The organism is Dulcicalothrix desertica PCC 7102 (genome assembly GCF_003991905.1).
GTDB classification, from domain to species: Bacteria; Cyanobacteriota; Cyanobacteriia; order Cyanobacteriales; family Nostocaceae; genus Dulcicalothrix; species Dulcicalothrix desertica.
Genome location: NZ_RSCL01000020.1, coordinates 30265 through 43447, shown reverse-complemented (window position 1 = coordinate 43447; position 13183 = coordinate 30265). Strand labels below are relative to the sequence as shown.

Sequence of the window (13183 nt, the reverse complement as noted above, 5' to 3'; positions counted from 1 at the left end):
AAACGTGGTGGAGAGACGTGACATGTCACGTCTCTACATTATTAATGATACACACGTTCTGAGAGAATTTTACGTTCTTCTGCCACTGCCGCGACTTGGTACTTCTTTTTCGTCGTCAGATTCTGCGAGCGTTTTCATGTTGGGCATTTCTATTTGACTATGGTGTTGATGTATTGCCATCCAAGCACGCGCTCTAATTGCGACTTCTTCGTCGTTGTTTGCCATTTCTAAAAGCGGCGCCGTAATTTGTGGTAATTTATCTGGTTGAGTTTCACTCGCAGCATTTGCAAGCGCTTCTAGTCCGGTGACTGCTGCATAACGCACTACCCATTCTGGGTCATGACAAACTTGAATTAAGGTTTCGAGAGCTTGCTGTTGGGAGGTTGAGCGTTGTTCAGATGGCATTTGCTGCCAGTGAATTGTTCCTAAACCCCGCGCTGCTGCTCGACGTACACTTAAAGCAAAGTCATTTTTTGCAGCATCGAGTAAAGTATTAAATCCTCTGGGGTCACCAATACCTGCTAATGCACGTACTGCCCAAGCACGCGCTCCATAGTTATAGTTATCAAGTAATTGCAATAAAGGTTTAACAGATTTTTCCCCTATTTCTATTAACCCATCAACTGCTGCAACTGCGGCGCCGGGATTGTTATATCCTAAAGCTGCAATCAATGTTGGTACGGCATCTTCTGAACCAAAAGATGCTAAATTTTGTACAGCTTCGACTAATTTCGCTGAGGAATCAGCTTCTTCTACTGCACTAATTAATTGTTGAACATTATTACTAGTCATATTTTTAAATAACTTATAAATTTATATAGACGTGATGAATCACGTCTCTACTGACTCATAACTAATTAAAGTAGAGAGTCCATTAATTTCATGACTTTTATAGCACCGTCAGATAAAGTGGGGGTGGGGGGTGTTAACTCTGTTACCTGATATTCCAGTAATCCTTTTAGTGCGATTAATTTTAAACTGTTTTCTGCAAGAGTTTGAGCAATTGCGTCTGCGGCTTCAAAGTATCCTATTGCACCTAAGTCTGCGAGTGCAGTGCGTCGTAGTTGTAGGTTATTTCCTGCTAAGGCTTTTACCAACCGTTCTCCATATGAAGAATTTTTTGTTAGTTGGTACATTGCACGTGCTGCTGAGTACTGCACCCGTTCGACTGGATGCTTTAAAAATAGTTCAATTTGTGGTACACATTCTTTGGCGCCAAGATTGCCTAAAGCTTCTAATATTGCATCATACGGGTGGCTTGGAGTAGATTCGATAACTAATTCTTCACCTGTTAATCCAGTAATTAATAAGTTATGTAAAGCAGGAATTGCGCTTGCATCTGATAACATCCCTAATGATTCGGCGGCTGCTTCGCGCACGTAATAATCAGAACATTCTAAACTTTTAACTAAAGCAGGTACTGCGCTTTTATCATTTAGTTTACCTAATGCGCGGGCTGCATTGCGTCGCAGTGGATAACCACCTTCGGGTGTTCTATCAAGCTCATCTGCGAGTGCTTCGATTAAAAGAGCAATAGCTCGTGGTTCATTAACTTTAAATCGACCTAACCACCAAGCAGCATAAAATCGCAAACCAGAATCTGTACCTTCTAGATTTGCGATTGCGGTTTCTATTGTTAATGATTCACCACCGCCAGGTGTTTCTGACGATGATGAGGGTTGAAAGTTATCCTTATTGGAATTCATTTTTAAAAGCGTCGGCATTAGTATCTGATTGGGCGCCTTCACTATATAAAGGCTCAATGTTTACTATTTTGCCACCCATACGGGTAATACGCTGCATTTCTGAATTCATTCGGTTATAAGGAACGGTTATAAAGGTGCTAGCACTTGAACGAATTTGATAATCGGTCTTATCAGTTTCTTCGTTTTGGCGTATTCCTGTTACTTCGTAGCGAAAGTAACGTGCTGCTGATTGTTTGTTGGGTGCGATTTGACCAAGCATATATTTTTGTTGGTGATAAATGATTTTTCTTGTTGATATAAGGGGGCGGGCAAGGATGCCCGCTCCACAAGATGATTACATTACAGAGATTAGAGGGGGGTTACGCTGGCGATTTTGCCGCCTTGTTTTAGAACTCTTTGGATGTAGGTAGATAATTCTTCGTAAGGAATTACTACTGCTTGGTTAACACGGCGAGTGCTGGGATAACCAGAACCAAATACTTTTGCGGCTTCAACGCGGAACATTCTACCTTCTTTTCCAAAGGTTCCGGCGCCACCAAATGTACTGCTAGGTGTGATGCCACGACCTGGTGCAACGTATGCAAATCCTTCGCTACCGTTACCGCTAGGAGGAACTACTGCACTAGCGCTATTGCGACCTAATTCAACTGCTAGGTGTGGAGTGGCGCCTCTGAGTTGTGCGCGGTCACTATTTGCATAACCACGATACAACTGGAACATGCGGTTGAAACCAACAGTTTTTTGACCGGTTTGGGTTTTGAAACCACGGTAGTAAGGAACGATGTTTTCACCGAAGTTTTCTTCGTATTCTTCTGAATCTATGAATGAATCGATGTCAGCATCGTAACCTTGGTTTTGATACATGTCTAAGTGAAAAACAACTTCGGACTCGTCGTAAGGTGCGCGTCCTAGGAGGTGTTTGTAATTTAACTCAATGGTACGAGTTTGGAAGTTGTTGTAAAAGAATTTTTCTTTGTATAGCTCGGATTTTGCAACTTGACGTACAAAGTCACGAACTGTAATTTTACCGTCACGTAAGAGTGATTCAGCACTAATTAGACGCTGTGACTTCATTAGGTAGTCGTTACCTAAAAGTTGACGGTAAACTGCTGAAATTGCGAATTCAATTTCATCTTTTGTTGGGCGTTGACGTATCTCAACTGGAGTTACATCAGTATAAGCTTCGGTTCCTAGACGTGATGCTGCGGTTGTGACTGCCATGTATTAGACCTTTTTAGACTTTATAGATTTTGAACAAGTTGAATTTGATTCAAAAAAAGCAATTTACGCTCTTGTTATGCTCATCACTTTATTGCCCTTGCGGTTCAACTGCTGCAATTTCGAGGAGAGTTGTTCTAGTGGTACTAATATTTCGGTGGTTACTTTACGTACTACCGTTGATTTGGGTGAAGCAGAACTCATTAAACGAATTCGGTAGACTTCACCTCTAGAACCACTTGCTGCTCCTGCTAATGCATTAGTTGATGCTGGGTGTATTGGTGAGGCAAGATTTTTTGCGACTTCCCAAGTTAACCGTCCATTCTTGTATCCTTGGGCGAGGTCACTAGAAGCATAGCCTCGATACAATTGGAACATTCGGCTATATCCAATGTTCTTTTGACCAACTTGGCTTTTAAAACCTCGATGGTATGGAACGATATTTTCGCCAAAGTTATTTTCGTACTCTGGTGAGTCGATGTATGAATCAATATCTGCTTCGTAGCCTTCTGCATTATATAGGTCTACGTGGTAAGCTATTTCTGATTCATATAAAGGCGCCCGTCCAAGTAAGTGTTTGTAGTTAAGTTCGATGAATCTGACTTGCGAGTTGCTATGGAAGTATTTATCGCGGTACAGTTCTGAAACTGCAACAGCACGTACAAATTCTTTGACTGTAATGCTACCGTTACGTAATAATGACTCAGAAGTGAGAAGACGGTCGCTATCCATCAAATAAGAATTACCCAATATTTGACGATAAACTGCCCGAATTACTATTTCGATATCGTCGTCGCTTCGGTCAGAACGTAACTCAATGATTGGAGTTTCTGCAACTATCGCGGTCATATTACCTAGCCTCCCTTACACTATAGTGTTGTATTCACCTATGTAAGTAACGACCGACTACATCAAATCAACACGCGCTTATATACGCCAAAGAATGCCTGAGAGTAGACACTATCGGCAAAGCTTTCTATAATATCGTATTCAATTTTATCAAAAACAAAAATTCAGAATCACTTGAGTGAAGTTAAGTGAATTAGAGTCTTGAATTTACTATTCATGGGAAAAAGCAAGATTTTTTTTCTTGAAATACCCTTCTTTTCTGTTTCCCATGAGCGCGAATATTATCTAGAAAGCTAACGCGCTCTTACTTGAAAGTCGTTTCGTTTTTACAAATCTTTTTAAAATTAAAACTGCCCGGAAAGCTAAACAACTCCTAGCTTTATGGCCAGTTGAGCCGCTCAACCTTCCGGGCAAAGAGTCCCGCGTCTTAGCTTAGGACGTTAATTGCGTAATCGATGTATGAATTAGCTTCTACAGCAGGGTCACCACTTAAACCGTGGTTGTTCTTGATGTACTTGAGAGCTTCTACGTACCAACTGGGAGATAAATCAAATGTTTTGTTGATTTCTGCCAAACCAGCGATGAGGTAGTCATCCATTGGACCAGTTCCACCAACAACTAAGCAGTAGGTAACCATTCGCAAGTAGTAACCGATGTCACGTACACACTTGTCTCTACCTGTTTGGGTAGAAGCGTAGTTTGGCCCTTGCATTTGAGTGGTGTAAGGAAACTTTTGGTATACAGCATTTGCTGCACCATCTGCCAAACGTTGTGCGTTGCTGGTCAATGCTTTAGCAGCTTCTAAGCTTGCTGTTGCTTGACGATAACGACCAAAAGCGGTTTGCATTTCGGTGCTGCTTAGGAAACGTCCTTGTGAGTCAGCAGATGCTACTGCTTCGGTAAGAGGAGTTTTCATCGGTCCAGTATCTCCCTTTTACAAAATTTTGTTTAAAGTAGTTTATGTCGAACTGACTATATATAGTCAGCGATTGCGGTGCGGTAGTTAAACTACAGCTTATGATACAGCAGATGCTGCACGGTCAAAGTAGCTAGATACTTCAGACATCAATGCGCTGCAATCACCTTTGGTGATATTGTTGGGGTCACCTGCAATTGCTAATGCTGCTTCTTTCATCTTTTGAACGCCAACTGCTACTGAAGCTCCGGGGGTTCCTAAAGCCAAGTAGGTTTCGCGTAAACCGTTCAAACAACGGTCATCGAGAACACTAGCGTCGCCAGAGAAAATTGCGTAGGTTACATAGCGCAAAATAATTTCCATGTCGCGTAAGCAAGCAGCCATACGACGGTTGGTGTAAGCGTTTCCACCAGGTGCGATTAGCTGAGGCTGTTCTGCAAACAATGCACGAGCCGCGTTAGCAACAATTGCTGAACCGTTGCTGGTGATGCGGTTTACAGTGTCCATGCGCTTGTTGCCATCACGAACCATGTTCATCAAAGCGTCTAATTGTGAGCCGCTTAGGTACTCACCGCGAGCATCAGCTTGGGATACTACTTTAGCAAACGCATCTAACATCGATTCAATCTCCTATCTGCTTGATTTTCGACTTTAACTTTGCTTCAAAACTGAAATAACTTAAGCACTCACTCTTGAGAAACTCAGTTTCTGGCTGATGTCAGGCTGCAATAGCAGCACGGAAAGGTAAAAAGGACATCTGTTATACAGTTTAGTAGTCCTTGTGCCAAAAGATTAAAACTTTTTAACAAAACTTTATCTTTGGCTGAAAAGCATAAAAGCACGAATAAGCAAGACTTTGGTCAACCTCGTTCTGCTTTTTACCCTCCCAAATTTAATTTATACAATGCCTTTGCCCTAAATTTCGTTACAAATTATTATGATGTCGAGTCAAACCGTTACATAACTTTACATAAATGCTCATAGTCAGTCTAGGCTTGGGTTTCAGCCTTATGGAATAGTCAGACCTACGCCCTAAGAGTTAGCGTTGCCAGTTTTCTATACAGGTCGAACAGAAAACCCCACGGCAGATGTTACGAAAAATCTCCACTCCTAACTCACCGGAATGCGCGCCTGCCCGGTTTCTTTAAGCTTATTGAGAATGCTGCATTCCGGTAAGTTAACTTATGGGGTGGGCATCCTTCACTCACACCCCTATATCTAGTTTGAACTATCGCAGTGCGAATTTGAGGCAGTTTATTAGTTTGAAAAGTTTATTAAAGAAAAATTTTTAATTTAAAAACAAAGAACACACTCGTCACGAATAAACAAAGGAAATAGTTATAATTTGCAATAAAAAATGATTAATATAAAGTTATTGATGCAATTTAAAAGGCGCCGCACAAAAGTTTAAATAGTTAAGAGCTAGGAATTACAATTCATAACTCCTAACTCCTGTACAGACCGAATTAATTTGGTCTCTACTCCTAACTTTTTTAAATTCTTCTTTCTAAATACTGCCCAATCATAATTTCTTCACCCGCACGCGAGATAATAGTTTGGCGGGTGCGATGGCTTGCACCAATAAGTTTAATTTCTTCCTCGAATGCAGAACCGTTGTACTCGGTTCGTAAATGAAGAGTTTTGGGGTCACGCATAGTGTATATAGCTGTGACTGGTTTGGGTGTAGCAAAACCACGGTCACGATACAAAATATTTCCTTGAATACCAAATATTGTTGAACCTGTGGTGGGTTTACGTCCTGGTTCTGAATAGTTACTTTCCCATGTAATTCTGCTGCCACAAATTATTGCATTCGGGTCTTCTAATTCGTGCATTTGGGCAAGCTCTAACAATTCTTCGTTGCCCCGTTCTAAATATTTAACTGTTATGTGACTAACGACTTCTTCTATTTGCCCGCTCTTTAGGGTGTAGTAACGACGCTCTGAGTGCCAGTTACCTTGTGATTGCTCAAAAAATTTGTCTGCTAATGCTTCTAACGTATACTGCGCTGTCTGTATGGAAGTTGTCATAGTTAATACCTCTTTCACGATTACACCATCATATCCTTGACATTTGGTCAAGCTCTTCTCAAACTCATTTACATATCTTAACATTAAAAAATGTTTAATTCTGTATATATTGCTAGTGAAGAACTATAGCTGTGTGGATGAATCAGCTTGATGTGGAACAGTCAAAACGCCAATGTTCTGCATTATTGTAACGAAGGTGCAAACTGCAATTGGTAGTACCAGGTACTTTCCAGGTTATTTGACCACTCAAATTGGTACTCATAAATGTCTCCAATGACTTAAAAACTGTAATATACACCTACAGTTTGTAAGTATATTTTTACGAATTTTGGCAGACTGACATAAAATTACTGTCAATTAGGATACTTTTGGCTTGATATTTAAATTAGAATTTACATAAGATTTGTGACTCGATAATCCTCTCCAAATGTAAATGTTAGAAGTATACTTGTTCGGCGCCACAGAAACATCGCCCGTGAGTAGAGACGTTATATTGCCTATGGGTAGAGACGTTACATATAAAATCTCTACAACTATGGTTATAATCACGTATTATTAATGTGGCAATTTTGAAGTGGTGCGTGGAATGAAAAAATTTTGCAGGCGCCTGATTGCTTTTGCAGTTGGGTTAGGGATATTTGGTAGTATTGCCTTTGGCGGAAGTTTATTGCAAACTGCCACGAGTAAACAACCCGTTCCAACTCAACATAGTAAACAGTTTGCCAATATAAAACGTAATCAAAACCAGCTACGTGCGTTCCTGCAAAAAATGCCCAAAGGTGGAGAGTTACACACGCACCTAAGTGGTAGCATAGCTCCCGAACGTTTACTTGAACTTGCTGCACAGTCAAAACAATATCGTTATTTTATTCGCGTACCAAAACAAAGCTGGAAGAGTGATGATGCAAACGCATATAAATTTATCGCTGTACCTTTAGAAAAAACTGCTCCAGACCCAGACAATAACGCGACTTTTGTAGCTGTTGCAAATCTTGTTAACCCTCGTACAGAAATTGAGCAAAAACAGCGCGCAATGTATCTAAGTTCTCAAATGATAGCGGTAAACGAGCCAAACCCGAATAATGTATTTTTCAATGCGGTGTTCGCTCGTGGTGATGCGCTAACGGGAAACCCAGAAATTATTCGTCAAATGTTAGCTGAAACAGTTAAGAATGCACAGCGCCACAATTTGAGTTACGTTGAAGTTATGTTATCACCGTTTCCCAATACTCCTGTTGGTGCAAGTAAAGCGGATGAATATAAAGTGTTAAACTTAACGGCAGCACGCGAGCATATGAGTAATTTACTTGCAGCAGTGCAAAGTACAAACCAACAGCTACCAGAAAACGAAAGGGTGGAATTACGGTTTATGCTGTCGTTTCGACGCACGAGTGCTAAATTATTTACTCAATTACCAATAGCTTTTGAACTAGCAGCAGCAAACGATGCTGTGGGAAATGCCATCGCTGGAATCAATTTAGTTGGTAACGAATATTCTGAAGATGTGCAAGTAGGTCAAGAAATAGCTGCACCATCAGCAGTTGAAGATTATATTTCAACTTTACGGCGCCTATATCCAGCTGTACGCTTATCAATACACTCAGGTGAACGTACAAAATGGGATTGGCATATTCGTGATTCTATATTAATGGGCGCCGAACGTATTGGACACGGTGTTAACTTAGAAGCTTCTCCTCAACCCAACGCTCCTGAAGTGACTTTAATGCGGCGCCGTAAAATATTGATAGAAGCTTGTCCTATTAGTAACTATTTACTATTGAAATTACCTTTAGAAAAACACCCATTTTTAAAATGGATGCGGATGGGAATTCCGGTTTCGTTAAATACAGATGATGCGGGGATATTTAGCAGTGATATAACAGAAGAATTTACACGCGCTGTGTTATCACATCCTGATATAACCTGGGATGAGGTCAAGCAGTTAGCGCGTAATAGTTTAGAATATGCTTTTGTTGATGAGACAACGAAAGCTAAGTTAATTCAAAATTGGCAAACCCAAATTGCTGCATTTGAAAAATCTAGAAATCTGTAAGGTAGGTGCCGTCTACCAAAACCTTTATATACATGTAAGTAACAGTATTTTGCCACAGTGCTTACACGTATATTCGCTTGTCAACTCATAAAAAATTACATTATATATCAGTATAAATTCTCTGGATGAGATAGTAAATATAAAGTTAAATTGATACAGTAATAAATTTTAAGTATAAACTTAGTTATTTGTAATAATATAAACTAATGAGTTCAATGACAATCGACTATTGCTTTTGTACGTTAGCACTCGGTAAAAAGTACCGAATTCTGACACAGCAACTAGCAACTGATTTAGCGAAATATTGCCCCAAAGCGTTTATATATGTGTACACAGATAATGTTAATGATTTTCGGTCGTACAATAATGTTTTAGCATTCAAACACCGTCAGCAGGGAACATTACTTTGCTACAATGACAAACGCTTAGTACTTGCAAAAGCTTTATCTAAATTTCGCGCAGCGATTTGTATTGATGCTGATACGCGAATTACTGCCGATATTCCTGATGATTTGCATTGGGAACCTGGTATTACAGTAGGACACTGCAAGAATTTAGTTGAACATGCCCAAAAATATAATCCCGAACGCTTAGAGTCGCTGCAAAAATTAGCATCTAAGTTAGATTTACCGCTTGAAAAAGTTAATTATGTTGGAGAATCGTTATTTGTCATTACGCGCGATAATGGTAAAGAAATCGAATTTTTCAACTACTGGGGTAAAGTCGGTAGGTTTTTGGAATTCCAAGGAATTCATGGTGGTGAAGGTAATGCAATGGGGTTAGCTGCTGCCAAGGTAGGTTGGGTAGTCCATTGCTCAGGTTGGGAAACAGTTAAGCAAGCAACTCACCATATCGATGCATCATATATATCAACACCATCAAGCTCTTGGGATACATGGAAATTACGGTTGACCTACCATTCTCGTCTTAATTTTGCACGCTTGAAAGCTTTGAATGATTTTGAATTTTTTTACAGATAATTTAATTTCCGCATTCTGTACAAAACTGAGATTTATACGTGCTGTCGCGTTTGCCAAAGATTGTATAGCGGTTATCGCGGATTTGTTCGTAAAATTTATCTCCTGCCCATTTCACACCAGGTAATGCGCGGTATGCATCTACGAATATACTGCCCATTGGCATAAGGCGCCCTATTTCTTCTGCTGCGTTGCTACCTTGCCAGCGTCGTGTGGGTGTATTTGCGTCTATTAAAATCATCCCCATTTCACAGTCTTGGGGTGTGATTCCCCATTGTGTAAGGGTTTGACTGTCTTGCATGGGGGTGTAAATAAATAGTTTTCCTTGGTCTAGGTTTTCTAATAGTTGTACTAGGGTGACGCACAGGTTGCAGTTGCCATCATAGATGACGTTGTATTTTGGGTCAGCAGTCATTGGGTTTTTGTATAAAATATTTGGTTATCTATATATATAATATTGTGAGATTGGGAGTGTGAGATTAGGACGGGCAAGGATGCCCATCCCACAAGACAGATACGAGCGCACTATTAGACAGTTCTACGAGTTAACAAACCCCAGATGAAAATTAATAACATTGCACCAATTACAGCAAAGATTATGCTTCCTATTGATAATGCTCCTACTGATGCTGCTGCTGCTCCACTACTTCCCAACAATATTTGACCTAAGTAACCACCAAGCATGGCGCCTAAAATACCTAATGCGATTGTAGAGAAAATACCGCCACCTTGATGTCCTGGATAAAAAGCTTTAGCTATGGCGCCTGCAATTAAACCTAATACTAACCATGCAATAATGTTACCCATTTGAATATCTCCTTTTTGATATAAACTTTTAACTGCTTTTGTTAATACTTATTAAAAACCAAATTGAAAATATGTTGTTCTATCTAACGAAATAATATCAAAAATCTTGCGATACTTTCTTGTGTTTAATCATTTACTTAGAGACGTATAACCTATGAGCATTTAATTCAAATGTAAAGAAATGTTAAATCTATTATTTATTTTCAAGCAACTTTAAAAGCGTTAGGAAAGTTAATCTGGATGAAGTCAAAAGAGATATGTCAAAAGATATAAAGTGTATAAGTGGTTACAAATTTTCTTAACATACCACATTGTTAAAATTAAAATTATCCACCATTGGATATAAAGAAATTAGCCGTGTGTAAGAAGAATTAACTTGAATTGCTATAACCAAAGATTCAGTAATAACATCTTAAAGTTGAGTTCATTATGACTAAATTATATACGATGGACAAAGGTTAAAAGTTTAATAATATCCGGAAGGTAGAAGTGCCACAACATAAAAACAATTAATCTAAATATATAAGTTTGGTTAACGTTAAATAAACCGGGTTTCTTTATTTAAATATGTAATATAAATGACGATTTGTCTGCGACAATGAAAGGGTAGAAACCCGGTTTCTAAAATTTAGTAATATTTAGTTGGAGAAAATTATGAGCATTGAAAATCGTGTAGAAGCAGTAGCTAAAAATATCGAAGGCAAAATTCAAGAAGTAGTCGGTGAAGTTACTGGCAACCCTAATGATAAAGCTGAAGGTAAAGCGAAACAAGCCGAAGCGCAAGTTCGTCACATCGCAGAAAACCTTAAGGATGAAGTAAAGAAAACTCTTAACTAATTCTCAAGCAAATTTTTAGTCTTTTAAGTTTTTCACCTCTAGTTGTCATAGGTTTTGTGAGGTAATATAGTCCCGGTATCTAAGTAGATATCGGGATTTTTTGTATTTGACTATCGGCATGGCGTATAATGAGACATTACAAATACTTATATGTAATAATCGATTTAGCTGCTATAATCTCTCTGCGGAAAGATGTAAAACTTAGGTTTATAGTGTGAGATGTGTATTCAGACCTCTCTCACGAAAATCGTATGCCAGCTTATATTGCAGCTTGCGATAGATGAAGTTATTTGTCACCTTTCTATTTACATAAGGATTTGATTAAAATAGCTAAATTAAATTACATTAGAAAAAGTTAGGTAAAGAAGAGACAGCCATGAGCGATGTCAAGGTTCTCATAATTGAAGACCACAACCTTACCAGAATGGGTTTGAGGGCAGCTTTAAAGGCTGATACCGAAATCGAGATAGTGGGTGAAGCTGCCAATGCAAAGCAGGGGTTACAGCTTCTGAAAACGCTCAAGCCAGATGTTGCGACCATTGATATCGGTTTGCCTGATATGGATGGTGTTGAGTTGACACGTCTATTTAGACATTTTCAAGCCGAAAACGACGATAATCATACAAAAGTACTGATGCTGACGATGCAGGACAGTGAGGATACTGTTTTGGCTGCTTTTGCAGCAGGAGCAGATTCTTACTGTATGAAGGATATTGAAAGCGAGAATTTAATCAAAGCAGTAAAAACTACAGCTAATGGTACTTCGTGGATAGACTCGGTAATAGCGGATATTGTGCTGCGTCAATTACGACAAGATGTAGATGGCAGTTCTGAGAGCGGTAAACGAGTTGTAATTCAGGGTATTGACCCAGATATTGAAAAAACAATAGTAGCTTACCCGTTAACTCAAAGGGAAAAAGAAGTACTAGAGTTGATTGTTGCGGGATGCGATAATGCAGAAATTGCTGGCAAGCTTTACCTAACCGTTGGTACCGTCAAAACTCACGTTCGCGGTATTCTTAGTAAACTTTGTGTTGCCGACCGTACTCAAGCTGCTGTACGTGCTTTGCGTGCGGGGTTGGTACAATAAAGGCGCCAACAAGAGTGGATTTAATTTTAAATGATTGTGCCATAAGCTCCACTGTCGGGAAATACTTTTTGTAATCAGCGACATTGGCGGCATAAGTTATTTTGTAAACTTTTTTATTATATAAAGTTGATTTTTTCCAGTACTTGGTGAGTTTACTTCTCTCTTTTGTAGTATATTCCAACTCGAATGCTTTATTGTCTGCAAGCGTACTATACCGATTAATAGTAATGCTTGCCGATTTAAGATAGAGCTTAATATCCTGAAGTTCTGATTGTGTATATTGTTTGAAAGTGCCAGAAAATTTCTCGACGCTTATTGTTACTGCTTCAAAGAAGCTATCACCTTCGATTTTTGGCGATATAAATTCCACCACATCACCAATAAAATTATTGTTAATTTTACGGACTTCCCAATCTAGAGGTCGTTGTATTTGTATACCATTGTTACTATCCGCGTAAGGTACTAACCTATGGCGTGAGGTTAGCAAGCTGAGTAAATACGATACTGCAAAAGGCGCCGAAGCAAAAATACTTCCTACCGTTAAGCCAATTATAATAACTTTCCAGGGAACTTGCGTCTCTAGTGATGGTATGCTATCAAGATTTTGTGCATCATTTAACTTGTTTGCACCATCATGGTGTTGTTCTGAGCCTACCATTCTGATTTTAGAAAATGCTTTAAAATTTTAGTCTATATTTTA

15 protein-coding genes are annotated in these 13183 nt (G+C 39.2%); 4 read left to right on the top strand and 11 right to left on the bottom strand.

The annotated features are described in order from the left end of the window. Positions 1-69 precede the first annotated feature (69 nt). The 8 genes from cpcF to DSM106972_RS34530 all read right to left on the bottom strand — a co-directional run bounded on the left by cpcF (position 70) and on the right by DSM106972_RS34530 (position 6719). Complete coding sequence (gene cpcF / locus DSM106972_RS34565) at positions 70-792, bottom strand: C-phycocyanin alpha-cysteine-84 phycocyanobilin lyase subunit CpcF (RefSeq protein ID WP_127084944.1); 723 nt, start codon at positions 790-792, stop codon at positions 70-72. 65 nt (positions 793-857) lie between these two features. After that, complete coding sequence (cpcE, locus tag DSM106972_RS34560) at positions 858-1706, bottom strand: C-phycocyanin alpha-cysteine-84 phycocyanobilin lyase subunit CpcE (RefSeq protein WP_127084943.1); 849 nt, start codon at positions 1704-1706, stop codon at positions 858-860. Continuing rightward, entirely contained in the window at positions 1693-1965 is a 273-nt protein-coding gene (cpcD, locus tag DSM106972_RS34555) for a rod-capping linker protein CpcD (RefSeq protein WP_073617546.1), read from the bottom strand. The genes cpcE and cpcD overlap by 14 nt, the downstream gene beginning before the upstream one ends. Before the next feature lie 89 nt (positions 1966-2054). Next, positions 2055-2927, bottom strand: a complete 873-nt coding sequence (locus DSM106972_RS34550) for a phycobilisome linker polypeptide (protein ID WP_127084942.1) — start codon at positions 2925-2927, stop codon at positions 2055-2057. A gap of 63 nt (positions 2928-2990) precedes the next feature. Further along, complete coding sequence (locus tag DSM106972_RS34545) at positions 2991-3773, bottom strand: phycobilisome rod-core linker polypeptide (RefSeq protein WP_127084941.1); 783 nt, start codon at positions 3771-3773, stop codon at positions 2991-2993. Positions 3774-4200: 427 nt separating this feature from the next. After that, positions 4201-4689 carry a C-phycocyanin subunit alpha gene (gene cpcA, locus DSM106972_RS34540; protein WP_127084940.1) on the bottom strand — a complete coding sequence of 163 codons (489 nt, stop codon included), beginning with the start codon at positions 4687-4689 and terminating at the stop codon, positions 4201-4203. Between the two features lie 99 nt (positions 4690-4788). Continuing rightward, complete coding sequence (gene cpcB, locus DSM106972_RS34535; RefSeq protein WP_073617542.1) at positions 4789-5307, bottom strand: C-phycocyanin subunit beta; 519 nt, start codon at positions 5305-5307, stop codon at positions 4789-4791. 875 nt (positions 5308-6182) lie between these two features. After that, on the bottom strand, positions 6183-6719 hold the full coding sequence (locus DSM106972_RS34530) for a phycobiliprotein lyase (RefSeq protein ID WP_127084939.1): 537 nt from the start codon (positions 6717-6719) through the stop codon (positions 6183-6185). A 586-nt stretch (positions 6720-7305) separates the two neighbouring features. On the opposite strand from DSM106972_RS34530, the gene DSM106972_RS34525 reads away from it, so the two are divergent. Together DSM106972_RS34525 and DSM106972_RS34520 are read left to right on the top strand one after the other, a co-directional pair. Further along, complete coding sequence (locus DSM106972_RS34525; RefSeq protein WP_127084938.1) at positions 7306-8772, top strand: adenosine deaminase family protein; 1467 nt, start codon at positions 7306-7308, stop codon at positions 8770-8772. 206 nt (positions 8773-8978) lie between these two features. Next, a complete protein-coding gene (locus tag DSM106972_RS34520) occupies positions 8979-9752 on the top strand; it encodes a hypothetical protein (RefSeq protein ID WP_127084937.1) in 774 nt (257 codons plus the stop codon). 1 nt (position 9753) lies between these two features. Here the strand turns inward: DSM106972_RS34520 and DSM106972_RS34515 are convergent, their stop codons facing one another. Together DSM106972_RS34515 and DSM106972_RS34510 are read right to left on the bottom strand one after the other, a co-directional pair. Continuing rightward, a complete protein-coding gene (locus DSM106972_RS34515; RefSeq protein ID WP_127084936.1) occupies positions 9754-10164 on the bottom strand; it encodes a thiol-disulfide oxidoreductase DCC family protein in 411 nt (136 codons plus the stop codon). Positions 10165-10277: 113 nt separating this feature from the next. After that, complete coding sequence (locus tag DSM106972_RS34510) at positions 10278-10556, bottom strand: GlsB/YeaQ/YmgE family stress response membrane protein (RefSeq protein ID WP_127084935.1); 279 nt, start codon at positions 10554-10556, stop codon at positions 10278-10280. 654 nt (positions 10557-11210) lie between these two features. On the opposite strand from DSM106972_RS34510, the gene DSM106972_RS34505 reads away from it, so the two are divergent. Further along, entirely contained in the window at positions 11211-11393 is a 183-nt protein-coding gene (locus DSM106972_RS34505) for a CsbD family protein (protein WP_127084934.1), read from the top strand. A 376-nt stretch (positions 11394-11769) separates the two neighbouring features. Next, a complete protein-coding gene (locus tag DSM106972_RS34500) occupies positions 11770-12483 on the top strand; it encodes a response regulator (RefSeq protein ID WP_127084933.1) in 714 nt (237 codons plus the stop codon). On the opposite strand, the gene DSM106972_RS34495 is transcribed toward DSM106972_RS34500, so the two are convergent. Continuing rightward, entirely contained in the window at positions 12413-13141 is a 729-nt protein-coding gene (locus DSM106972_RS34495) for a hypothetical protein (RefSeq protein WP_127084932.1), read from the bottom strand. The genes DSM106972_RS34500 and DSM106972_RS34495 overlap by 71 nt on opposite strands. Positions 13142-13183: the final 42 nt, after the last annotated feature.